Genomic DNA, 24,520 nt, shown 5'->3' on the forward strand with positions numbered 1-24,520 from the left:
GCGCCGGGTGTACGACCAGAACGTGACGACGAGATCATTGTCGTGCGGAGATCAGGCTCGGCCGTACGGCAGGTCGTTACCGGCCTCGATGTCGATCAGCCGGTTGTATTTGGCCACGCGTTCGCCGCGGGCGGGTGCTCCGGTCTTGAGCTGGCCGCAGCCGGTGCCGGTGGCGAGGTCGGCGATGAACGTGTCCTCGGTCTCGCCGGAACGGTGCGAGACCATCTGCGCCCAGCCGGCGTCGCGACAGATCCGCATGGTCTCGAGGGTCTCGGTGACGGTTCCCACCTGGTTGACCTTGATCAGGGCGGCGGTGGCGGCCTCGCGGCTGATCGCCTCGGTGACGATGGCGGGATTGGTGACCAGCAGGTCGTCCCCGACGAGCTGCACCCGGTGGCCGAGGCGTTCGGTGAGCCGCACCCAGCCGTCCAGGTCGTCCTCGGCGAGGCCGTCCTCGATGCTCCACACCGGGAACCGGTCCACGATGGCTTCGTACCGGGTGATCATGTCGGTGCTGGTGAGATTCTCGCCGGCGACGCGGTAACGGCCGTCGCGGTGAAACTCGCTGGCGGCCGGATCCAGCGCGATCGCCACCCCGTCCCGGCCGGGCGGATAACCGGCGTCGGCGATGGCGTCGACCAGCGTGGTCAGGACGTCCTCGGGGGCGTCGATCTCCGGGGCGAATCCGCCCTCGTCGCCGAGCCCGGTCGCGAAGCCCTTGTCGGCCAGCCCGCGGCGCAGCGCCGCGTAGATCTCGGCCCCGGCCCGGACCGCCTCGGTGAGGCTGGGTGCCCCGAGCGGCGCGATCATGAACTCTTGGAAATCGAGCCGGTTGGGTGCGTGGGCACCGCCGTTGACGACGTTGAAATGTGGAACCGGTAGGCGCGGCGGGACTCCCGGCGGGTTCAGATAGCGCCAGAGCGGCAGGCCGGCCAGGACGGCGAAGGCGCGCGCGGCAGCCATCGAGACGCCGACGATCGCATTGGCGCCGAGTCGCGCCTTGGTGCCGGTGCCGTCGGCATCGATCATCGCCCGGTCCACGGCGGCCAAGTCCGCGAATTTTCGGCCCACCAGGAGATCCGCGATCTCCCCCCGGACGTTGCCGACAGCGTGCCGAACGCCTCGGCCGGCGTACCTGTGCGGGTCGCCGTCGCGCAACTCGACGGCCTCACGGCTGCCGGTGGACGCTCCCGACGGCACACCGGCGCGCACCCGTCGGCCGCCGGGCAGCACCATTGTCACCGCCACGGTGGGACGTCCTCGCGAATCGAGCACTTCCACGGCCGAAAGGCCGGCGATCGTCAACGTCATGTCCTGCCCCTTCCGACAGCTCGACGGTCGTCTCTTTCGACTCTGCCAGCCAGAGCCCGAGGTGTGCGCGGGCCGAAGGTCCCGTCATCCGGCATGGCCGGGCGGCCCGCGGATCCATCGGCGCCTTCTCGCACTGACCCGGTAAGACGAACGTGCTGGTGGGCGACGAGAACGCAGGTGTCGCCGCCGGGACCGGCCCGGCGTGGCCGATCGAGGAAGTCGCCGCCACCGAGGGCCCGGCTCAGGCCGGGGGCGTCACCGGCCGCGCGGCCGAAGTGTTTCCGGCAGGGCGCGACAACGCCTGGCGCACCGCCTCCGGGGTGCGCGCCACGGTGGCCGTGTCCTCGTCGGCGGTGATGATCGGGCGCTGGATGAGTGCCGGATGCGCGGCCATCGCCTCGAGCCACCGGTCCCGGCCGGCCTCGTCGCGGGGCCAGTCCGCGATGCCCAGTTCGGCCGCGACGGGTTCGCCGGACCGCACGATGTGCCACGGCTCCAGGCCGAGACGGCGCAGCACCTCACGCAGCTCGGCGACGGTGGGTGGCTGCTCCAAATAGTGCCGCACGGTGTACTGGGCACGCTCGGCGTCGAGGATCGACAGCGCCGAACGGCACTTGGAGCAGTCGGGGTTGATCCAGATTTCCATCGCGCGATCATAGGCGGCTGAACACGCCCTCCTCCTCCTGCGCGTTGTGCAGGCGCAGGATCGCGTAGAGGCCGTAGAGCTGCCGCCGGAGGTCGGTGACGTCCTCGGGCATCGGGTCGTCGAGCGTACGACGCAGCCGGCTGACCTGATGTTCGATCTCCGCGTGGGTACGGCTGAGCCCGCTGGTGGCCTCGGTGCCGCCCAGCGCCCGAGCCATGATCGGCAGCAGTTCGGCCTCTTCGGCACGCTCGTGGGCCAGCAGCCGCAGCTCCAGGTCGGCCAGCAGCGCGCGGACCGGGCCCAGGTCGTACGGTGGCTGGTCGAGGTCATCACCGACGGTGCGCACCCGCTCGACCAGCGGCCGCACCTCCTGGTGCTCGGTGTACAACCGCTGCGCCGTGGCGACGTCGGCCGGGCGCAGCGCCGCGGCGTGCCCCCGGCCGGGGATCAGCGCGGTCAGCGCGATCGCGATGGCGGCCACGTCGATGCCCTCCTGCAACACCGCGCCGGCCACCGGCGGCAGGTAGCCGGCCGCCGCGACCAGCATCGCCACCGCCGACAGTCCCATTCCGGCCCCGGCCGCCCACCCGGCGACCCGGCGGCTGCGCCGGGCGATCAGGATCGCGTCGGCCAGCGCGCCGATCTGATCGACGGTCAGCACCACGTCGGCGGCCTCCGCCGACGCTGTCGCGCCGCGGGCCGCGAGGGCGACGCCCACGCTCGCCGCGGCCAGCGCGGGCGCGTCGTTGATCCCGTCCCCCACCATGATCGCCGGGGCCCGGTCCTGCTCGGCCCGGACCACTGTCAGTTTGCCGGCCGGATCGCAGTCCGCGTGCACCGCGTCGACCCCGACGATCCGGCCCACCGCCTCCGCGGTGTCCGCCCGGTCCCCGGTCACCAGCACCATCCGGCTGATCCCGGCCCGGCGCAGTGCCCGCACCATCCGCGGCGCCTGCGGGCGGATCGGATCCTCCAGCAGCAGCACCCCGGCCGGTATGTCGTCGACCGCCACGAAGACCGTCAGTGAGCCGTCCAGCAGCGCCCGCCGGCGGGCCCGCCGGATCCAGTCCGGCATCGGGCCGGGCACCACGGTGGCCGCCTTGCCCAGGTGCACCCGACGGCCGCCGACCAGGCCGGCGATGCCGTGCCCATGGCGTTCCACCACCCGGTCCGGGGTGCTCAGCCGCAGCCCGCGATCGTGGGCGGCGGTCACGATCGCGCCGGCCAGCACGTGGGCCGAGCTCTGGTCCAGGCTCGCCGCCAGGCGCAGGACCTCGGCGGCAGGCACCGGCCCGGCCACCGGGGTGACCACGTCGGACAGCACCGGCCGGCCGGCCGTCAGGGTCCCGGTCTTGTCGAAGAGCAGGACCCGGCCGGCGGCCAGCTGTTCCAGCGCGGCGCCGCCCTTGACCACCACACCGGCGCGGGCGGCCCGGGAGATCCCCGAGATGATCGCGATCGGCGCGGCCAGCAGCAGCGGGCACGGCGTCGCGACCACCAGGACCGCCACCGCGCGGACCGGGTCGCCGGCCAGCATCCAGGCCAGACCGGCGAGGGCCACGGTGACCGGCACGAACACCACGGCGAAACGATCGGCCATCCGTACGAACGGGGCGCTCTGTGCCTGCGCCTGCCCGACCAGGCGCAGCACCCCGGCGTACGTGGAGGCCGCCGCGGTCGTGGTGGCGGTCAGCCGGAATGCCTGGCCGGCGTTGACCACGCCGCTGCGCACGTCTTCCCCGGCCCGGCGCTCCACCGGCAGCGGCTCGCCGGTCAGCGCCGACTCGTCGAGCACCGCCGGGCCCAGCAGCCGCCCGTCCACCGGGACGATCTCACCGGCACCGACCAGCAACCGGTCGCCGACGACCACCTCGGCCACCGGCACCTCGACCGGTCCCGCGCCGGTGTCCCGCCGGGCGGTCCGCGGTGCCCGCGCCACCAGCGCGCTCAGCTCCCGGCGGGCGCGGGCCTCGGCACGGGCCTCCAGCAGCACACCGGTGGCCAGCATGACCGCGATCACCGCACCGGCCAGCATCTCGCCCACCCACAGGGCGCCGGCCAGCGCCAGCCAGGCGATCACGTCGACGCTCGGCTCGCGGCGGCGGACCGCCGCGATCAGGGTGACCGACGAGTACGCCAGGCCGAGCACCGCTGCCGTCGCCCAGGCGGTGTCCGCCGCGGCCCCGGCGCCGGTCGCGGCCAGCGCCAGACCGGCCAGCGACAACATCGTGGTCGCGGCGAACAGCAACTGTTCGCGGTGCTGGGCCCACCACCGCATGATGTTCCTTCCCGCCTCCACACCTCCACCGTCCGCCGTGGTCACGAGGACCACCAGGGCCGACGGGCCCGGATCATCGGGTGAAGGCGGCCAGGTGCATCTGGGACGCCATCAGCAGGTGGGTGTAGGCGCGCTGGACGTCCGGGGCGGTCAGTCCGCCGAGCGCGGCGGTCAGGGCGGCGATGTCGTCGCGTTCGACCTGCTGTGCGGCGGTCAGCGCCGCGGACCGACCCGCCTGGCCCTGTCGGAGAAGTTCGTCGTAGGTGGCCTGTACCGTGCTGTCGGTGAACGTGCCGGCCGGCTGCTTGGCGGTCGGGTCGCTCACGCCGTAACGCTGCAGCAGCACGCGGAGCACGGTCAGGTGCTGTGTCTCGGCCGCGCCGACCCGGTCGAAGACGACCGCGTCGTAGCGGGCGCCGAACTCCGCGTACAGGTCATGGGCGAGCTTCTCCTCCTGCGCCATCGACGCGAGGGTGCTCTTCTGTGCGCCGGTCAGGGTTCCCTGCGGGGCGGTGGAGACCCCGCCCTGGCAGCCGCCGCCGTAGCCCATGCCCTGGCCCATGCCCTGGCCCATGCCTTGGCCCATGCCCTGACTCATGCCGTAGCCCGTACCCCAGCCCGGCCCGTTCCCGGCCAGTGCCGGAGCCGCGACCGTCAGGCCGCCCACGCCGAGCGCGCCGGCCAGCACAACGGTGGCGGTCCGTCGAGTGATGCTCCTCATGGCTCCTCCTTCGCTGTCCCCTCACCGTGCGCCACCGGCATGGCAGCACCGTGGAGCCGGTGTGCAGATCGCATGGAGAAGGCCGGTCGGCCCTGGCCCGGCGGGTGCCGATGCGCGACGGTGAAGGCGTGCCGGCCACCGTTCTGGTCGTCGAGGACGACCGCGAGTTGCGCGAGCTGGTCCGCCGCTATCTGCAGCGGGCCGGGCACCTGGTGCACACCACCGGGTCCGGTGCCGAGGCGATCGGGCTGCTCACCGCCGGCGGCGTGGACCTCGTCGTGCTCGACCTCGGCCTGCCCGACGTGGACGGGCGCGACGTGCTGGCCGCCGCCCGCGACGGCCGGGACGTACCGGTGGTGGTGCTGACCGCGCGCAGTGCCGTCGACGACCGCATCGAGGGTTTGCGGCGCGGCGCCGACGACTACGTGACCAAGCCGTTCTCGCCCACCGAGCTGGTGTTGCGGATCGAGGCGGTGCTGCATCGCGCCCGCTCCGGGCAGTCCGATGCCGGGCCGGCCACGTTCGGCGGTGGGCGGCTGTGGTGGGACGAGGTCCGGCACGAGGCGCGGCTCGACGGCAGGCCCCTGATGCTCACCCCCACCGAGTGGGGGCTGCTCACCGCGCTGGCCGCGACTCCGGGGCGGGTGTACTCCCGATACGAGCTGATCAATCAGGTACGCGGCTATGAGTTCCCCGGTTACGAGCGCACCGTCGACTCGCACGTGAAGAACCTGCGGCGCAAGCTCGGTCCGGACGCCGCCGAGATCGTGGCGACCGTGCTGGGTGTCGGCTACCGGCTGGGGTGGTCGCGTGACCGGTGACCGCGTGCTGCCGGCCGGGCCGCTCGCCCGGCGGCTGCTGGCCGCCTTCCTGCTGGTGGCGCTCTCGTCGGTGGCGGTGCTCACGGTCGCCGCGCTGGTCGCCACCGACCGCGGCCTGGCCAGCTCCGAGCAGCACGACCGGGAACAGGCAGCCGGCCGGGTCGCCGCAGCCGCCGCCCGGGCGTACGCACAGGTCGGTGGTTGGCAGCACGCCGACCTGGCCGTGGCCTCGGCGCTGGCCACCGCCGCCGGCGCCCGGCTGGTAGCGCCCGGCACCGGTCACCGCATGGGATCCGGCATGGGGATGGGTTCCTCCGTCGACGCGGCCGTGTTGGTGAACGGCACCCAGGTCGGAACGGTACGGCTCGAGTTTCCGGCCGGGCCGGCCACCGGGCGCACCGTCGCCTGGTCCTGGATCGCCGGGGCGGCCGCCGTCGCCCTGCTGGCCGGGCTGCTGGTGAGCGGTTATGTGACCCGCCGGCTCACCCGGCCGCTGGTGGCCCTGGCCGCGACCGCCCGGAGGTTCGCGGCCGGGGAGCACACCGCCCGGGCCCGGCTGGCCGCGCCCGGCGAGCTAGGCGAGGTAGCGCACGCGTTCGACACGATGGCCGACGAGGTGGTACGCGCCGAGACCGTCCGTCGCCGGCTGGCCGCCGACGTCGCGCACGAGCTGCGCACCCCACTCGCCGGGCTGCAGGCCGGCCTGGAGGAACTGCGCGACGGGCTGCGCGAGGCCGACCCGGCCCGGCTGGCCGCGCTGCACGACCAGTCGCTGCGGCTGGGCCGGATCGTGCAGGATCTCGCCGACCTGTCCGCCGCCGAGGCGGCCGCGCTCTCGCTGCACCCGATCGACACCGACCTGGCCGAGGTCGCCACGGCCGCGCTGGCCGCCCAGCGCCCACGGCTGGACGCCGCCGGGCTCACCGTCGCGGCCCGGCTGGACACACCGGCGCCGGTGCGCGGCGATCCCGACCGGCTGCACCAGGTGGTGGCCAACCTGCTTGCCAACGCGGCCCGCTACTGCCGGCCCGGCGACCGGGTGCGGGTCGAGACCCGGGTCGAGGAGGGCACGGTGACGCTCGAAGTCGCCGACACCGGCCCGGGCATCCCGCCCGACGAGCTGCCGCACGCGTTCGAACGCCTGTGGCGCGGACGCGGCGCGGCGCGCGTCGCCGGCTCCGGTATCGGGCTGGCGGTGGTCCGCGAGCTGGTCACGGCGCACGGCGGCCGGGTCACCCTGGACGCTCCGGCCGGCGGCGGCGTCACCGTCACGCTCCACCTGCCCCGCAGGTCCTGACATCGGGTGTGGTGCGGGCTGGCTCGGCCTCGGCCGTTCCGGACATACCCCTGAACCCGGGGGTCTGATTTCCGGCTGTCCGTCAAACGGGTTAGGCGCGCTGCCAAACGACTCGGACCTGTGGGAGATTGCCGGTACGGCTCAACGGGTGGGGGAAGCCATGACGCTTGCGTTGATCCGAGCAGACGATCACCTGGTCCTCGGAGTGCGGTGGTCGGGGTTCACGCTGGCGGGAAGTGGCACCTCGGCACGGCTGGTCGCCGGCGCTCAGGCGCGCCTGGTCCTGCTGTTCCCGCCTCAGCACATCGGCGAGGAGACCTCACCACCGGGATCCGTGGGACTCCCCATGCCGCCGGAGGAGGGGGCCGCGCCGGTACCCACCTGGCGCGGCGTCGTCTCCGGCCCGAGCCGGCTGGCCTTCACCGTGCCCTCGGGAACCCGGATCCCGCTGACCGCCGAGGGCTTGCTCGCCGCGGTCACGGACAATCCGCTGCTCGCCGCGGCGGGTGTCCCCGGGCCGGACGACACCGCCGTCGAGCTGCCCTGGCGGCTGGTGATCACACCGCGCGGCCGGTCCGGAACCGTGGTCTGCCGCCACCCGGCCCAAGCCCCGCCCGGCGCCAACGGCCTGTGGCGCACCCGGCTTCTCGACTCGGCCTCCGCCGTCCGGTTGCCCGCGGCGGAGTCGGCACCGCCGGACGCGGGCCTCACGATCAGGGTCGCCGATCAGGCCACCGCGGGCGCGGCGGACCCCGCGTTCGGGCCGGGCAACTCCGTCCCCCTGGCGCGGTCCGAGCGACTGCGGCTGTTCGCCGAGACCGCCGGCACGCCCGCCCGCGCGAGCCGGCTGGAGCTGAGCGCGCTCGGCGGCACCCTCGATGCCGGCGGGGTGTTCCCGGGGTTCGAGTGGGCACAGCGCGCGGTGCTCGGCCGCGACATGCACGTTCGAACGCTGGCCAAGGGCGCGATGTATCCGTTCGGCCATCGCGCGGAATTCCAGCAGATCACCGAGCGGATCAGCGACCCGTCCGCCGGGGGCGCGGACGTGCTGCGCTCGGTGCGCGTGCTCACCATCGTCGAACCAGTGCGCCGTGCACCGGCCGAGGGTGCGATCCGCCGCGCCTTCCCGCTGGGCGACGTCGAGATCACCGGTACCGTGTTCGCCGAGCTGGCGCCACCGGTGTGGCAGGCCACCGAGCTGACCGGAGTGGGCAGGGTGGACACCCATTTCTGGCCCACCACGCTCACCGGCGAGAAGGTACGGTTCCCGGTCGCCTGCGACACCGGCGGCGGCGTGGTCAGGTTCGGCCTGCCGATGCTGTTCGTGGCGGACCTACGCCCGGCCGCCGACTCGCTGGGCAGCCCGCTCCTCGTGCGGCGGCTGGCGGCGGACTTCCCGGCCACCGAGGTGCGGATCGCCCCGACCGACATCGACCTCGTCGGAGCCGCGGCGGAACGCTTACCGGGAGACGTGCTCGAGGTACGGTCCCTCACCGTCGCCGGTGTCGCCGAGGGCCTCGACCTCGCCCAGGGCTACCGGTCCAGGCTCACCGAGCTCGAGGTCGGACTGCCCGCGCTGCGCGCCCTGAGCGGTGCGGACCCGCGAGCCAGGGTGGCCTTCGCCGAGCCGTACCTCCGCAACGGCCCGGTGGAGGACGTACTGCTCACGATGCTGCCCGGACAGTCCGTCCCGATCGACTTCAGCAAGGCGGCGGACCGGGCCGGCGGCCTGGTCGCGCCCAAGTACGCCACCAACGCGCTGTCCCGCAGCCTCGGCCCGATCGACCGGTTCGCGCTGCCCGACCCGGCCACCGGACTCATCGACCCGGCCCGCCTGTTCCCCTCCGACGAGGCCAGCCTGCTGGGCTTCCCGCTGCGCACCCTGCTGACGCAGCTGCGGTTGCCACCGGAACTCACCTACACCCCGCTCCCCGGGTCGGCGCCCGAGGTCCGGATGCGGTGGGAGGACGTGCGGCTCACGTCGGCCGGCCCGTTCCGGGCGAAGCCCACCACCCGGCTCACCCTCGCGGTCACGACCGCACCCGGCCGGGCCGAGACCGAGTGCGTCCTGACCGACGTCACGCTGGAGTTGCCGCCCGGCCCGAAGCGGGTGCTGCGGCTGTCGTTCGCGGAGATGAGGTTCACCCAGCGCGACGGAAAGGCGCCGCGGCTGGACGTCGGCGGCGTGTCGGCCGAGTTCCTCGGTGACCTCACGCTGCTGAGCAGGCTGAGCGAGGCCGTCGACCTGGGCGCCGCGGGCAAGCTGATCGACGTCCGGCCCGGTGGCGTCTCGGTGCGGTACTCGTTGCCGGTGCCGGCCGTCGCCGCCGGCGCGTTCGTGATGCGCAACATGGCGTTCACCGCCGGGATCGAGGTGCCGTTCGACGGCCGGCCGATCTCGGTGCTGCTCGGCTTCGCGAGCCGGGCGAACCCGTTCCAGCTGGCCGTGATGATGTTCGGCGGCGGCGGGTACGTGGAACTAGCGCTCGGCAAGGACGGGTTGACGCGCTTCGAGGCGGCGCTGGAGTTCGGCGCGTTCGTCGCGGTGGACTTCGTGGTCGCCGCCGGCGAGGTGCACGCGCTCGGCGGCGTACGGTTCGTACTGGAGCGGGACGGTTCCGTCACGGTCAGTGGATACCTGCGCATCGGCGGCTGCGTCCAGGTGCTCGGACTGATGTCGGTCTCCATCGAGCTGGTCCTGTCGCTCGCCTACCGGTCCGAGCGGAACGCCCTGGTCGGCCGGGCCACTCTGGTGATCGAGATCGACCTGACCCTGTGGTCGGACAGCGTCGAGCTGGACTCCGGCGACTGGGTGCTGGCCGGCGATGACCGGCCGCACCTCTTCGCCGACGCGGGCGCCACGGACGCCGCCGAGCACAGCCCGTTCGAGCTGTGGCAGATCTACCGCAAGGCGTACGTACGCGAGACCGACAGCGCCGTGGCGGTCGCCCGCGGGTTACGGAACCGGGCCGCGAACGGCGACGACGAGCGCGGGCGCCATGAGTGAGCTGCTGTGGGTGGCCGTCCCCGACGGCCGGCGGCCGACGAACCGGGCATCGATCCGGGTGTTGGTGGTGCCGCGTCTGGCCGAGGGCAGCATCCAGGAGTTCGGCCTGGGCGACTGGCCGGCCACACTGGCTGACGAGGTCGTGTTCCAGTTGCGAACCCGTACCTCGCTCGGCGAGCGGGTGGCCGCCGGGCGTCCCCGGTACGTGGCCCGGGCCCGCTCCGAGGTCTGGTCCGGCTTCTTCGGCGGCGACGCCGGCCTGACGAACGCGTACGAGGCCCGGACGAACCCGGTCCCGGACGTGACGTCGTCGTACGACGACGCCCGGACGGTGGTCGCGACGTACCGAGCCGTCACCCGGGACTGCGCCGACCCCCGCACCGACAGCGGCGCGGCGATCCGGTCGGCCCTGATCCCGCTGGCCGCGCACGAGCCGGAGCCGCCGCCGGTGAGCACCGATCCGCCGGCGTTCGCCACCCCGGACTTCCACGCCACCGTGTCCTGGCTGCGCGAACACCCGACCGTCCTGCTCGACCTGGGGCTGGTGTTCGAACTCGTCGTCGACGTCGCCGACCTGGACCTCGGCACGGCCGAGGCGGGACGGCAGCTGTCCATCCGGTGCACCGACCCGCCGTTCCTGCGCCCCTTGGTCAGCTCGCCCTGGACCCGGTACGACCTGACCGGCGCCGACTTCCGGCCGGCTCCCGAGCCGGGGTCCGACGCCGGCATCCGGCACGGCTTGCTCGATCTGTCGGACTCGGTGTCGATCACCGATCCGACAGCGCCGGCGGACCCGGTCCGCTGGGCCATCGCGACCTTCGACGTGGGCGTCGCCGGCAACCTGCGCCAGGCCGGGCGGGAACTCGCCGCGGACCCGCGGAAGCAGCCGGCCATGCCGGTCCTGCGGTCCACGGGGCTCGCGTTGCTGCGCCCGGGCCGGCGCCAGGATTTCGCCGCCCGGGTCGGTGCCGCGGCGCTCCGGAGCACTGCGGCGATGACCGACACCGTGCTCGGCGCGGAGGATCTCGTCCTCGGTTACCGGGTCGACATCCGGCGCGAGTCCACCCCGTGGCTGTCCGTCTGCGAACGGGACGCCGCATACAGCATCGACGACATCGGCATCGGGACCGCCGAGTCGCCGGACGGCTTCGTGCGGGAGGAGGGCCACGTCAAGGCGCTGGCGGCGGTGAAGGACGCCGATGGCGGGCTGCGCGCCGACGAGGTCGCGTTCCGCTGGACGGGCTGGAACCTCGCGGTGCCCCTGCCGAACCTGCGCGGCGACACCCGCGGGCCGGTCCCCGATCCGCGTCGCCCGCTGCCCTACCGCTTCATGTGGCGCTTCGCCGTACCGGTCGGGCGACTGCCCAAGCTGCGCTTCGCCGACCTCTACCAGCTGCGTGTCCGCGTCGCCGACCTGGCCGGCGGCGGCCTGCGGCCGGACGAGGTGGAGGACGCCGTCGCCGACGGCCAGGCCTTCGCCAGCGCGACAGTGACCTACCGGCGTCACGACCCGATCCCGCCACCGCGCCTGCGCGCCACCGGTCCGTACGCTCCGGGTGCCGCCATCGATCGGATGGTCGTCCGCAGTGACAAGGACCTGACCCCGGAACAGCTGCACGCCCTCGACCCCGACTATCCGCTCACCGAGACCCGCACGCTGGACACACCGATCGCGCCGCTGCAGCTGATCGAGCAGCACCGCGTCCTCGACGACCCGGAGCTGTCCGACGAGGAGACGTTCGTCCTGGCCCGGCGGGCGATGATCGCCGAAGCGGACGGCAGCGGGCTGGCCGATCCCGCGGCGGAGGGGGTCAACGCCACGGTCCCGAAGGCGCCCGGCGGGCTCGCCGATACGCTCTCCGACCGCAGCGCGTGGACCGCGCTCACACCGGGCCGGCCGGTCTGGCCGGACCGGCGACCGAAGACGATCAAGCTGGCCGCGCACGGGGCCGGGTCCGTGCCGGTCACCATGAGGTGGACCGGCGACGGCCGCAACGATCTTCAGGTCACGCTCGGCAAGGGCGAGCAGGCCACGGTCGAGCTGTCCTCCACGATCGTCGGCGACTTCGAGGATCACTTCGCGCTGACGGATCACCTCAGCAACCAGCAGATCTCCCCGGACAAGACCAAGAAGGGCCGCAACCCCGTCGTCTGCCCGCCGGCCCGCATCGTCGTGGTGCACGCCGTACGGCGGCCGCTGGCGACACCGCGGTGGCTGCCGCCGCCGGACACGGTCGTCGAGCGGGCGCCGGGCGACACGACTCTCGTGCTCAAGCCCGTCTTCGCGGCAGTCGCCGCCGGTGAGGGCCTGAACACCGACAGCACCGGCCGGCTCGACGTGGCGGCGTCGTGGACCGAGTACGAGGACGTCGGCGCGGAGGCCGGTCCGGGCGAGCGGACGGTCACCGTCGAGCACCTGCACAGTCAGTCGATCGACCGCGGTGACCCGCCGAGGATGGCGATCCGGCACGAGTTCGGCGACACCAAGCACCGGACCGTCACCTACACGCTCCACGCGACCACCCGGTACCGCGAGTACTTCAAGGCCACTGAGCCGGAGTCGCTGTTCCAGGACAGTCAGCAGCAGCAACCGGTGAACGTGCCGTCCTCGGTGCGCCCGCCCGCACCGGTCGTGCTCGGCGTCGTTCCGGCCTTCGCCTGGGAACGTACGCAGCCCGGGCCCGACCGCATCGAGCACACGCGGCGGTCCCGGCGGCTCCGCGTCGAGCTGGCCCGCCCGTGGTTCGTCACCGGCGAGGGGGAACGGCTCGCCGTCGTGCTCGCCCCGGACGACACCGGTCCCGCCGCGGCGAGCGACCTGGTCAGCAGGATCGGGCGCGACCCGCTGTTCGCGACCGCGGCCGTCCCGCCCCGGCCCGCACCGGGCTGGTTCCCGGGCACGACGGCCACGCGGGTCCCGCTGCCGGAGCTGAACGGGCAGGTCACCGTCGTGCCGTTCGATGTGGTGGCGGCGGGCGACCGCTGGTACGCCGACGTCGAGCTCGCCCCGCCCACACGCTCCTACCATCCGTTCGTCCGGCTCGCCGTGGCTCGCTACCAGCGGGACAGCCTCACCGGGCCGGCCGTGCCGCCGCTGTGGCTGTCACCGGTCGTCATCACCGAGCGCGTTCCGCTGCTGCCGGACCGGCATGTCGTCCTGACCCGTACCGGCGGCCAGGTCACCATCACCGTGGACGGGGTCGCGCCGCACCCGCCCAACCGGCTCGAAGCGATCCTGGAGACCTGCGACCCCGGCGTCGACCCCGCGGCCGTCCACCTCGTGCTCGACAACACCGTGCCGGGCGGCCCCGCGGTCGAGCCGGGGGTTCCGGCGTGGCGGCCGGTCGAGGGCGCGCGGGTCGTGCGGACCCCCGCCGGTGCCATCCCGCCGCTGCCGCTGGCCGCGACGCCCGGCCCGTTGCGGATTCGTATCCGCGAGACCGAGGACCTGCCCGGCTCGGCCGACGGCGGGCCGCCGGACCTGGTGCGCCGCAACGTCTTCGTCGACACGATCATCCTGCCGGCGGCGTGGCGGCCGGCATGAGCGCTCGCCCGTCCACCGTCGGGAGGCCCCGGACGCGGACCTCAGGGAGGCCAGAATGACCGCGAAGTACCACGGCCGGCCCGCCGAGCTCGACGTCGACGTGGCCTCCCTCGACGTGTCCGTCCCGATCGTGTGACCGGGCGGGGTGTCGCGATGCCCGGTGAAGCACCCAGCCTGACGTTCCCGCTGCCGTTCGTGCCCAGCCTGCTGCTGTGGAGCGACGACGGCAGCCGGCTCGTGGCCTGCGGGAGTTTCTGGTCGTTCGTCGACTTCGGGACGCCCGGGCTCGCCGTCGTCGACAGCGCGACCGGCGCGGTCACCTGGCAGCTGACCGGCCTGAACTGCACCGCCGCTCAGGTCGCCGGCTCTCGTCTCGCGGTCTGTCAGTTCGTCAGCTCTCCGGGGGGCGGGGTCTTGGGCGAGGGCCGGGTGGCGGCGTTCGACCTGATGACCGGGCAACAACTGTGGCTCCATGACCAGCTCTTCGGCGCGGGGATCGCGGCCGATCCGGGCGGGCGCTGGCTCGCGGTCACCGCCGCCGACCACTACGCGATCCTGGCGCTGGAGGACGGCACGGAGCTCAGCCGGGTCGTCCTGCGTCCGCTGCCGCGGTTCCGCCCGCTCATCAGCCCGACGGGCCTACATCTGGCGGTGGCGGACGCCACCCGGATGGTCATCGCCGACCTGCCGTCCGGCGCGATCCGGCACGAGCTGCCCACGGCGGCGCCGACGATCACCGCGGACTTCGACGAGGCCGGCGAGACGCTGACCATGGTCTGCAGGGACGCCTCGGTGACCGTGGTGGACGTGGCGTCGGGCCGGCCGGTCGGCCACGCCGTCCTGGCGGACGCGCACCTCCCCGCGGGCTCCGGTGACCTGGTCCTGCTGGCCGGCTGGCCGGTGGCACTCAGCCCGGACCGGCGGGTCGTGGCCGTGACGGGGACGACCGGCACCGCCACCTTCGCGGCGCGGACCGGCGCGCGGATCGGCAGCACCCCGGGGCCCACCCCGCTGGGGGCACGTACCGCCTACAGCCCGGACGCGCGCCTGCTGGCGACCACCAGGGTCACCACCCACCATCAGGTCATGACGGCGCCATCCGCGCAGGTGGTGCGGGAGCAGCGGCTCGACGCGAGAGCCGCCGCCACCTTCCACCGGTCCGGCCGGGTGGCCATCGGTTATCGGGCCGAAGGCCGGGGCATGCTCCAGATCGACGCGCCGGGCAACGGGCTGCTGCGGCAGGTCGCCGTGGCGCCGGGGACTCCGGTGCGCGGCGTCGACGTGACCCTCGCCGCGATGCCCGATGCTGTCGGCACATCGGGGACGGAGCTCCTGGTCAGCGCCTCGGACAGGATCGCCAGACTGCACACGGCCGCCTCGGGCGAGCTGCTGTTCGAACGCTCGCATCCGGCACCGCTCACCGACATCGCCCTCCTGCGGGGAGGCGCGAGCTTCGTCACGGCCTGCACGGATGGCGGGGTACGGCTCTTCGACACCGTCACCGGCGCGAAGCGCTGGGGGTTGTCACACGCCTCGGCGGTGAACGCGCTCGCTGTCGACCCGGCTGGCGAGGTGGTCTTCAGCGCCGGCAGCGACAAGACCGTACGCGGCATCGAGGCGGCGACCGGTACCGAGCTGTGGCGGGTCACGCTCCCGCGGGGCGTCGCCCGGGTGGCGGTGAGCGCCGACGGCCGCTTCCTGCTGGTGGCCTGCGCCGACCGCACCGCGCGAGCGCTCGAGATCGCGGACGGGGCGGAGCGCTGGCAGGTCCCGCACGACGGCGCGATCAATGCGCTGGCGACCGGCGCGGCGACCGTCGCGACCGCCTGCGAGGACGGGTCGGTGCGGGCACTCGCGTGCGAGACCGGAGCAATCATCCGTACGGTCGGTCATGTGCGGGCCCCGACTTCGGTGGCCTTCTCCCCGGACGGCCAGACCATGATCTCGGGGTCGCTCGACGGGGCCGTACTGGCGAGCTCGGTCCCGGAGCCGGACGCCGCGCCGGAACGGCTGACGACCACGGCCACGCCGGTCACCCAGATCGCGCGAGGCGAGGGGGCGATGGTCGTGGTCACCGAGGACGGCACCGTCAGGATCATCGATGTGCGGCTACGGGCCGAACTCGCCCGCTTCTTCCACGACGCCGCGGTGCACGACGTCGCCGTGGACACCCGGAACGGCCTGCTGGTGACCGGGGCCGCTGACGGGGTCGTCCGCGTCTGGGAATGGCCGGCGACCGACCGGACCGAGGGCATGTCGTGATGCCGGGCAGCGCCGCCCCCTCCGCGCCAGTGATCCTGCGGTGGATGCCCGTCAGGCTCGCACCATGACGGACCGGCGTCGTGGGTGCGTGGCTGCTGGCGGCCGGGCCGTTCGAGGTGGCGCGGTGTCGCTCGGGTGGGTCTCCGATCAGGATCCGCGGGAACGCGGCGGGAAACGTGGCTTCACGCTGGATCGGGTCCCTGGATCACCGCTCGGACGCCGATCGCGGCGAGCCAGGCGATCAGCGCCGGGTCGTCGGCACGCTCGGCGCTGGCGCCCACGTGCCCGTCGGGACGGACCACCAGCAGGCCCTGTCCGGGCGTGCCGCTGAGCCGCCGGACATGCACTGTCCCCCTGTCCGCGGTGACCGCCGGCGCGTCCCGGTCGAGCAGCAGGTGCACACCGGGGACGGCGGTCAGCTCATGCAGCCGCATCGGGGTGCCGTCCACGGTGACCGGCTGCTCCGGCAGCCGGTCACCCGGCATCGGAGCGCCAGGCCGGTGGGGCGCGGCGCGGGACAATGAACCGGCCCGGTAACTCAGGTCGAGCTGTCCCAGCATCCGCACCGCGCCGCTGATCAGGCGGCGCCGGCGCAGCACCGCCGGAATCAGCGGCGCGCCCAGCGGCAACAGCACGCCCCGGACGAAGCCGGACACCGGGTCGGTACCGGACTCGGCTCGGAAGATCAGGTTCGTCAGCCGGCGCGCGCGCAGCGCCGCCGGACGGCGTTCGTCGGTGTACGAGTCGAGCAGGTCGTCCGGCTGGCTGCTGTACGGCTCCAGCGCCAGCTTCCAGCCCAGGTTGATCGCGTCCTGGATGCCGATGTTCATGCCCAGCCCGCCGGCCGGTGAGTGCACGTGGGCCGCGTCGCCGGCCAGGAACAACGGTCCGTTCCGGTACGTCCGCGCGACGCCGTGCCGCAGCCGTAGCCGGGTGGACCAGGCGACGGCCGTGACCCGGACCGGGATCTGGGACCGGTCCAGCAACGCCTGCAACTCGGCCCGGTCCGGTGGCGGCCCGACGCGTGCCTCGGCACCGAGCGGTCCGCTGACCGGCCGGGTGGTCAGCAGTCGCCAGGGCGCCCGCTCACCGAGTGGGAAGAGGAAGGACAGGCCGTACCGGCCGGCGTGGACGTGCACCAGCCCGGGTGGGAGGTCGCCGCTCAGGGTCACGTCGGCGAGCAGGATCTCCTGCCGGTAGCCGGTCTCCCGCCGGGCCAGGCCGGCCAGCCGGCGTACCGTGCTGGCCCGGCCGTCGCAGCCGGCGATCGCCCGGCAGCGCACCTGGCTGTTCTCGCCGGCCGCGCACAGCACCGCCGCCGGTCCGTCGCCGGTGCCGGGGCCACCGTCGACGAGCTCGGTGCCGTGCTCCACCGCGACGCCACGGCCGGCCAGGGCGGCGGCGAGCACCGCCTCGAGGTGGGCTTGCCGCACCAGCGTGAGATGCGGGTACCGGGTGTCGTCGAGGCCCAGATCGGCCAGGTGAGCCGGTACCACAACGGTCCCGGCGTGCAGGCTGGCCCGCGGGGCGGTGTCGGCACCGGCCAGGATGGCGTCCACCACACCGAGCGGCCGGAGCACCTCCAGAGTGCGCGGATGCACGATCAGCGCGCGGGACGGCCGGGACAGCCACGGCCGGCGTTCCACCACGCGCACGCTCGCGCCCAGGGCATGCGCCTGCAACGCCAGGGTCAGCCCCACCGGACCGGCACCGGCGACCAGTACGTCGACCGGCCCGTTCATCACGCCGCGACCGGGCACCACCACGCGGCTCCGGCGCCGGTTGTGGCGGCGACCCAGGCCGGGGTGCGCTCCAGCACGTCCGCCCGGGTGAGACCCGGAATGACCCGGTAGTCGATCGAGGCACGATGGCTGACCAGTGCCAGCACCCACCACAGCGCACGGGCGTACCCGGCGGCCGACTCGGCGCCGTCCCACTCGTACAGCCCGCGATAGACGTCGTGCTCGTCGTGGGCCAGCCACAGCTTCGACACGAAGCCGGGGAAGCCGACGAACAGCGGCGTGTTGAGGATGCTCTCGGCACGGAACAGGGCGTGTCCGCGCCCGTGGACACCCCGCAGCCGGAACTCGACCACGAGCACGCACGGATCCCGCGGCGCGGGCCGGTCCACCACCGTGTCGCGGTAGATCCGGGCCGTCGTGCCGTCGCCGAACGACAGCCGGCGGCCCACCCGGTCACGCGGCAGATGTACCCGCCGCCGGGCCAGCAGTGCGGCGGTCACCCCGGCACAGCGGGCGACGGCCCACCCGGCCGCGGGCAGCGACAATGGGCGATCTCGCATGGCGACCTCCTTCCATTTCATCCTGGTCCGGCCCCGCGCCGTCCCGGCAGGGCCGGACGGCCGCGGCGCCCGGGCAGAATGGGGTCATGGAGGCTCCGCGCTGGCTGGCCGTGGGTGAGGCCGACCTGCCGTCCGGCACCGCCTGGCTGACCGGGGCCGAGCAGGCCCGGGCCGCCGGGCTGCGGTTCCGCAAGCGGCACGACGAGTTCCTGCTGCGCCGCCTGGCCGCCAAGCACGCGGTCGCCGCGATCCTGGGCCGGCCGGCCGATCCGGCGACCCTGGCCACCATCGAGGTCGGCAACGCGCCCAGCGGCGCGCCGCTGGTTCACGTCGACGGTGTGCCGTCCGGGCTCGACGTGTCGATCTCGGACCGGGCCGGCTGGGCGATCTGCCTGGCCGGGCCCGGCGTGGGCTGCGATCTGGAGCTGGTCGAGCCGCGCACCCCCGGGTTCGTCCGGGACTTCCTGACCGAGGCCGAACAGCGGCTGGTCACCGGTCTGCCGCCGGGTGACGCGCGGGACGCGGTGGCCAACCTGATCTGGTCGGCCAAGGAGAGCGCGCTCAAGGTTCTCCGGACCGGCCTGCGCCGCGACACCCGCGAGGTCGAGGTCACGGTGCCGGGTCCGCCGGGTGCCGGGTGGGCGCCGATTTCGGTACGCGAGAGCGGCGGTGCCACCTTCCCCGGCTGGTGTCGCCGCTCCGGCTCGTTCCTGATCACCGTGGTCGGCAGGGAACCGGCTCCACCACCGATCGCCCTGGCCGGCCCGGATCCGCTGGCCGGCGCCTCACCCCGGCACTCCTGGGTCGACCGGCCGCTGCGCTGAGGCCGCGAGGCCGCGCTCCAGCGCGTCGATCAGGTAGGGCCGGAGCCGGCTGGCGGGAATGATCCGGTCCACCGAGCCGACGGCCAGGGCCCGCTGCACGGTGTGTACCCGGTCGAACTCGTCGGCGACCTGACCGAGCTGGGCCGAGCGGACCGCCGCGGTGATCTCGGCGAGCGCGGCCCGCCGCCTGCCGGCCTCGTCGCCGTCCGCGGTGCGCAGCCGCTCGGCCGCTTCCCGCACCCGCGGATCCTGTTCGGTTCGTTGCCGCACGTCGCGGGCGAAGACGGTGGCGGCGGCCGGGGCCCCGCCGATCACCGAGGCGAACGAACCCTCGACGGCGGCGATCTCCATCCGCTCGTTGAGCCGCTGGGAGAACACCACGAACGCGCCGCCGTGGTAGCGGGAGACCACCACGAAGACGATCGGGCCGCGGAAGTTGGTGACCGCCCGGCCGATCTCCGCGCCGTACTCCAGCTGCCAGCGACGCATCGACTCCGGCGAGCCGTCGAAGCCGGACAGGTTGGCCAGCACCACGAGCGGGCGGTTGCCACTGGCCGCGTTGATCGCCCGGGCCAGTTTGCGCGACGACTGCGGGAAGAGGGTTCCGGAGGTCCACGCGGCCGGGCCACCGGCCGGAACGAACCCGCGCCGCGGCACCGGGTGCGACTCGATGCCGAGCAGGCAGACCGGGATGCCACCGAGGTGCGCGTCCCAGACGATGGCGGTCTCCGCGCCACGCCAGTGCGCCCAGCGTTCCAGCGGCTCGGCGTCGGTGTCGGTGACCGCGCGCAGCACCGAGCGCATGTCGAACGGCTTCTTCCGCTCACCGTTGTGCTCGGCGGAGAACACGTCGCCGACGGTGTGCAGATCGGTGCCGGCCACGCCGCGGTGCGGCGCGGTACGCACATCCCGATCGGCCGGGTCCGCGGTCGGCCGCCGCCGCGGTCCGGGCTCGCCCGGTACGACGTACGTGTGCTCGTAGTGTCGCAGCAGGACCTGGCACGCCTCGGCGAGGTCCGCGGCCCAGTACTGGGCCTGCCCGTTCGGTCCCATGATCCGGTCGAAGCCGCCGATGCCGAAGTTGTCCTCGGCCGACACCCCGCCGGAGAAGTCGAGCGCCTGCTTGCCGGTGAGCACCATGGCACTGGCCGGCGTCATGATCAGGATGCCGCGGGTGTGCATGAGCATCGTCGCCTCGGCGTTCCAGTACGGCTGGGCGCCCACGTTGATCCCGGTCACGACGATGTTCACCTCGCCGCCGCCCTGGGTGAACTCGATCAGCCGGCGCAGCACCGCGGCGATCCAGTCCATGTTCTCGGTGCCGCTGTCCATCGCGATCCGGGCGCCGGAGGAGAGCGCGAACCACTCCACCGGCAGCCCGTGCCGCTCGGCGAGGTCCAGCGCGGCGATGATCCGCCGGCATTCCGGTTCGGCCAGGTTGCCCAGTCCCCGGGTGGGGTCGCCGAGCACGATCACCCGTTGCATGCCGGCCGGCACCTTGGCGGTGTCGCTGGCGAGCAGCCCGGTCACGATATTGGCCGTGTTCAGCCCGTAGGGCCGGGACACCGCCGCCAGCCGGCCGTGCTCGTCCAGGTCGTACTCGGTGAACCGGCCGTGCGGGAACCGGGCGACCGCGCCCGTCGGCGGCGTCAGCATCCGGACGATCTCGTACGGGTACGGCGCACCCAGCCGCCGCGCCCGCAGCAACCTCTGCCGGTACGGCGTCAGCGGCCGGATCGGGTCCCGCCCGGGTGGGCGTTCCCGGACCGTCACGTCGTCGCCGAACGCCTCGACGTGCAGCACCGTGTCGCGGCCGTCGGCCAGGCGCACCCGCAGCACCGCCTTGTCCAGGCCGGCGCCGGCGGCCAGCGGCATCAGCGACCGGGCCAGACCGGGCCAGGCTGCCGGGGTCAGGTCCCACGGTGGTTGTACGTAGAGCACCAGCCGGTTGGCGGCCGGTCGCTGCCTCGCCGGCATCCCGGCCAGCGCGGCGCGGATCGCGGAGAGGCTGAGCAGGCCGATCAGTTCCAGTCGCGGGTAGCGGACGGCACCGTCGGCGTCCCGGACCGTGGTCAGGTCCCGCACCTCGGCGAGGGCGAACAGCCGGTGGTCGCCGGGATTGTCGTGGGCGACCGCGTCGAACAGGTAGACGTCCTCGGCCTCCGTGGGCAGCCGGCGCAGCCGGAAGCCGGACAACCGCCACAGCTCCAGGCGAGCGGCGAACATCGGGTGCAGGTCGCGGTAGCGCGGGTCCTCGGTCAGGCCGCCGTCGCCCGGCCGGTAGGTCACGTTGATCCGCTGCCCGGCCACGGTGGTGACGGCGACGTTCAGCCGGCGCAGCGACGGGCCGAAGTCGACGTCGGCCAGCGACTTGTCCAGGTCGGCGACCACCTCGTCGGCGCCGCTGTCCGGCACGTCCCGCCAGGTGACCACGTCGATCACCACCGGGCCGGCGGCCGGCTGACCGGTGACCGCCCGGGCCAGCTCGGGAAGTTCACCGACCGGCAGGAACGCGGTGATCAACCGGAAGCCCTCGGCGGGGCAGTCCGCCACGCACAGCTGGTGGCCGTCCGCTTCGGCAAAGCCCAGCCCGGTGAGCCGGACGACCCGGTAGTAGCGGCGGGCACAGACTTCCAGCAGGACCCGGCGCAGCCGCGGGTCGGCGGTGTCCCGCCAGGCGCGGACCAGCGTGCCGTGCAGCGGTTGCGGGCAGGCGACCAGCCCGGCCACCCGCTCGGCCCGGTCGGCCCGGCAGGGGTCGGCGCGCAGCGCGTCGAGGTGCCGGCGGGCGCGGGTGTACTCCTCGGCCACCGCGCCGGCGAGCAGCGGCTCGTCGACGAACCGGAACCGGACGTCCCGGGCCAGGTCGGCGACCACGGCCGGGTGTCCCCGGGTGGCGGCGGCCAGCCGGTCGAGCCGGGCCCGGGTGTCGTCGTCGACCAGGTGCAGCAGCGCGCCGCGGTGCCGCAGGCGCCGGTCCAGGATGGCCAGCACGGCCGGGACGATCTCGTCGATCCGGTGCAGCGACCGGGTCAGCCACACCACCGCCTCCACCAGGGCCGGGGTGCGGTCCAGGCCGGTCACGCCGTAGCGGCTCAGGGCCCGGGCCAGGCGCTCGCGATACTCGTACGGCAGGCCGGCCCGGTCCGGGTCGAGCCACTGCAGGTAGGCGAGCAGGTGCTCGCGGCCGCTGCCGCCGGCCGCCGGATCGTCGGTGTCGGCCGCCTCCCGAGGCCGGTACAACGCGCCGACGTCGGCGAACAGGTCGAGCAGCCCGTCCTCGCAGTGCAGCAGGCCCGGATCGGCCGGCGGCGACACCTCGCCGAGCCGGCGCTGCCGGGTCAGCATCTCGCGCAGCGTGGCCGGATCCAGGTCGTAACCGAGTAGGTAGCCGCGCAGGGCTTGGTAGACCCGGTCGCACGACGGCGTGCCCGGGGGCGGGACCGCGGTGAGCCCGGTCAGCCGCACGCTCGCGGCATCGCCGCTGGTCGTGGTCTCCGAGGCGATTATCCGTACGATCGCGGCGCCCGCCTCCACTTGCGCGTTCTCGGCCACGTCGACGGAGACGACGGTGCCGCCGAACGGGGCCGTCAGGGTGGACTCCATCTTCATGCTCTCCAGCACGGCCACCGGCTGCCCGGGCACCACGGTGTCACCGGGCGCCACCCGCAGCGCCACCACGAACGCCGGGCCGGCGCACCGCACCACCCCACCGTCGTCGCGGGACACGGTGTGCCCGATCCCGTCCACGTCGACGCGGATCGCCGCGCCCTCCACGGTGGCCAGGAAGCGGTGGGTGCGGCCGGCGACGGTCACCCGGCTCTCGTCCCGGCCCCGGCGCACCAGGCCGACGTCGGCGGCGCCCCCGGCGCCCACCACCCGGTAGGTGGCCGGGCCGGTGCGGTAGACGTGCAGGTCGTACCGGTGCCCGCGATAGGTGAGCCGGCAGCGGTGCCCGGTTGCGGGCGGCGCCTCGGCTCCGCCCCGAGCGGCCCGGGCGTGGAAGGCCGCCTGCTGGTCGGCCTCGTCGGCGTCGTACGAGGTGACCGCCGCGACCAGCAGCGCGACCGGGTCCGCGGCCGGTAGGTGCCCGCCCGCGCCGGTCAGCCGGTCCAGCCAGTGGTTGTCGTAGTCGCCGGCACGCACCTGCGGCCGGTGGAGCAGGTCGAGCAGGAAGGACCGGTTGGTGGTGCCGCCCTCGATCACCGCGGTGGTCTGGGCCAGTGCCCGCCGCAGCCGGGCCAGCGCCTCGGCGCGGTCGGCACCCCAGGCGATGATCTTCGCGATCATCGAGTCGAACTCGGCCGGGATTTGATCGCCCTCGCGGACCCCGCTGTCCACCCGGATGCCGCTGCCGGCCGGCAGGGTGAGCCGGACCAGCCGCCCGGGTGCCGGGGCGAAGTCGTTCTCCGGGTCCTCCGCGCACAGCCGGGCCTCCACGGCGTGCCCGCGCACCGGCGGCGGCGCTCCGGTCAGCCGGCCGCCGGCCGCCACGTGCAGCTGCAGTTTCACCAGGTCCAGGCCGGTGGTCACCTCGGTGACCGGGTGCTCCACCTGCAGCCGGGTGTTGACCTCCATGAACAGGTGGTGCCCGGTGTCCGGGTCGACCAGGAACTCCACGGTGCCGGCACCCCGATATCCGGCGGCGGCGACCACCCGCACGGCGGCGTCGCGGATCTCGCGCTCGACGGCCGGGTCCAGGACGGTCGAGCCGGACTCCTCGATCACCTTCTGGTGGCGGCGTTGCAGGGTGCAGTCGCGGACGCCGACCGCCCAGGTGGTGCCGTAGGAGTCGGCGATCACCTGGACCTCGACGTGCCGGGCGGCGGGCACCAGCCGTTCCAGGAACACCGTCGGGTCGCCGAAGGCCAGCGCGGCCTCGTCGCGGGCCGCGGTCAGCGCCACCTCGAGATCGGCCTCGGCCCGGATCAGCCGGATGCCGCGGCCGCCGCCACCGGCGGCCGCCTTGAGCACCAGTGAGTAGCCGAGCCGGGCCGCGTGGGTACGTGCCTGGTCCAGGTTCTCCACCGGGTCCTCGCTCCACGGCACCACCGGCACCCCGGCGCCCTGCGCCAGCCGTTTGGCGGCGACCTTGTCACCGAGCAGCCGGATGGTGGCGGCGGCCGGGCCGACGAAGGTGATGCCGGCCTGCTCGCAGCGTTCGGCGAAGCTGGCGCGTTCGGCGAGGAACCCCCAGCCCACCCAGACCGCGTCCGCGCCGGCCGCCCGCACGGCGGCCAGCACCTCGGCCTCGTTCAGATAGGCCGACTGCCGGTGCCCGGAGCCGGGATCGAGGTAGGTGGCCGGGCCGAGCGCGACGGCCTCGTCCGCCTCCCGGACGAACCACGCGTGCTCGTCCGGGTCGGTGTAGAGGGCGATGGTGGTGATCGGCGGCCGGTCACCGGCCTGGTTGATCTCGTGTACGGCGGTCAGTGCCCGGATGGCTGCCTCGCCACGATTGACGATCGCCAGCCGGCGGATGGTTGCGGGCATGGCACCAGGTCTCC

At 74.1% G+C, this 24,520-nt stretch carries 13 protein-coding genes; 6 read left to right on the forward strand and 7 right to left on the reverse strand.

Features of this window, described 5'->3' with window-relative positions:
- Positions 1 to 51 precede the first annotated feature (51 nt).
- The 4 genes from eno to Actob_RS24260 form a co-directional block, all read right to left on the reverse strand.
- Positions 52 to 1,311, reverse strand: a complete 1,260-nt coding sequence (gene eno, locus Actob_RS24245; RefSeq protein WP_284914098.1) for a phosphopyruvate hydratase — start codon at positions 1,309 to 1,311, stop codon at positions 52 to 54.
- Between the two features lie 241 nt (positions 1,312 to 1,552).
- Positions 1,553 to 1,957, reverse strand: coding sequence for an arsenate reductase family protein (locus Actob_RS24250; RefSeq protein ID WP_284914099.1), 405 nt, complete (start codon positions 1,955 to 1,957; stop codon positions 1,553 to 1,555).
- 7 nt (positions 1,958 to 1,964) lie between these two features.
- Positions 1,965 to 4,235, reverse strand: coding sequence for a heavy metal translocating P-type ATPase (locus Actob_RS24255; protein WP_284914100.1), 2,271 nt, complete (start codon positions 4,233 to 4,235; stop codon positions 1,965 to 1,967).
- 73 nt (positions 4,236 to 4,308) lie between these two features.
- A complete protein-coding gene (locus tag Actob_RS24260; protein WP_284914101.1) occupies positions 4,309 to 4,956 on the reverse strand; it encodes a DUF2202 domain-containing protein in 648 nt (215 codons plus the stop codon).
- Between the two features lie 59 nt (positions 4,957 to 5,015).
- Here Actob_RS24260 and Actob_RS24265 point away from each other — a divergent pair, with 59 nt between their 5' ends.
- The 5 genes from Actob_RS24265 to Actob_RS24285 all read left to right on the forward strand — a co-directional run bounded on the left by Actob_RS24265 (position 5,016) and on the right by Actob_RS24285 (position 15,887).
- Positions 5,016 to 5,777, forward strand: a complete 762-nt coding sequence (locus Actob_RS24265; protein ID WP_284914102.1) for a response regulator transcription factor — start codon at positions 5,016 to 5,018, stop codon at positions 5,775 to 5,777.
- Entirely contained in the window at positions 5,767 to 7,074 is a 1,308-nt protein-coding gene (locus Actob_RS24270) for a sensor histidine kinase (protein ID WP_284914103.1), read from the forward strand. The genes Actob_RS24265 and Actob_RS24270 overlap by 11 nt, the downstream gene beginning before the upstream one ends.
- A 160-nt stretch (positions 7,075 to 7,234) precedes the next feature.
- Positions 7,235 to 10,081: a hypothetical protein gene (locus Actob_RS24275; protein ID WP_284914104.1), complete on the forward strand. Its 2,847-nt coding sequence runs from the start codon at positions 7,235 to 7,237 to the stop codon at positions 10,079 to 10,081.
- Positions 10,074 to 13,625 carry a hypothetical protein gene (locus Actob_RS24280; RefSeq protein WP_284914105.1) on the forward strand — a complete coding sequence of 1,184 codons (3,552 nt, stop codon included), beginning with the start codon at positions 10,074 to 10,076 and terminating at the stop codon, positions 13,623 to 13,625. Before Actob_RS24275 ends, Actob_RS24280 begins: the two co-directional genes overlap by 8 nt.
- A gap of 153 nt (positions 13,626 to 13,778) precedes the next feature.
- Positions 13,779 to 15,887, forward strand: a complete 2,109-nt coding sequence (locus tag Actob_RS24285) for a WD40 repeat domain-containing protein (RefSeq protein WP_284914106.1) — start codon at positions 13,779 to 13,781, stop codon at positions 15,885 to 15,887.
- A gap of 182 nt (positions 15,888 to 16,069) precedes the next feature.
- Here the strand turns inward: Actob_RS24285 and Actob_RS24290 are convergent, their stop codons facing one another.
- A complete protein-coding gene (locus Actob_RS24290) occupies positions 16,070 to 17,650 on the reverse strand; it encodes an FAD-dependent monooxygenase (RefSeq protein WP_284914107.1) in 1,581 nt (526 codons plus the stop codon).
- Complete coding sequence (locus tag Actob_RS24295; protein WP_284914108.1) at positions 17,629 to 18,189, reverse strand: hypothetical protein; 561 nt, start codon at positions 18,187 to 18,189, stop codon at positions 17,629 to 17,631. The genes Actob_RS24290 and Actob_RS24295 overlap by 22 nt, the downstream gene beginning before the upstream one ends.
- Before the next feature lie 86 nt (positions 18,190 to 18,275).
- Here Actob_RS24295 and Actob_RS24300 point away from each other — a divergent pair, with 86 nt between their 5' ends.
- On the forward strand, positions 18,276 to 19,013 hold the full coding sequence (locus Actob_RS24300; RefSeq protein WP_284914109.1) for a 4'-phosphopantetheinyl transferase family protein: 738 nt from the start codon (positions 18,276 to 18,278) through the stop codon (positions 19,011 to 19,013).
- Here the strand turns inward: Actob_RS24300 and Actob_RS24305 are convergent.
- The gene (locus Actob_RS24305; protein WP_284914110.1) at positions 18,975 to 24,506 is read right to left on the reverse strand and encodes an ATP-binding protein; all 5,532 of its coding nucleotides are present in this window, start codon (positions 24,504 to 24,506) and stop codon (positions 18,975 to 18,977) included. The two genes, Actob_RS24300 and Actob_RS24305, sit on opposite strands and share 39 nt — an antisense overlap.
- Between the last annotated feature and the right edge of the window lie 14 nt (positions 24,507 to 24,520).

The sequence above is a fragment of the Actinoplanes oblitus genome (genome assembly GCF_030252345.1).
Lineage (GTDB): Bacteria > Actinomycetota > Actinomycetes > Mycobacteriales > Micromonosporaceae > Actinoplanes > Actinoplanes oblitus.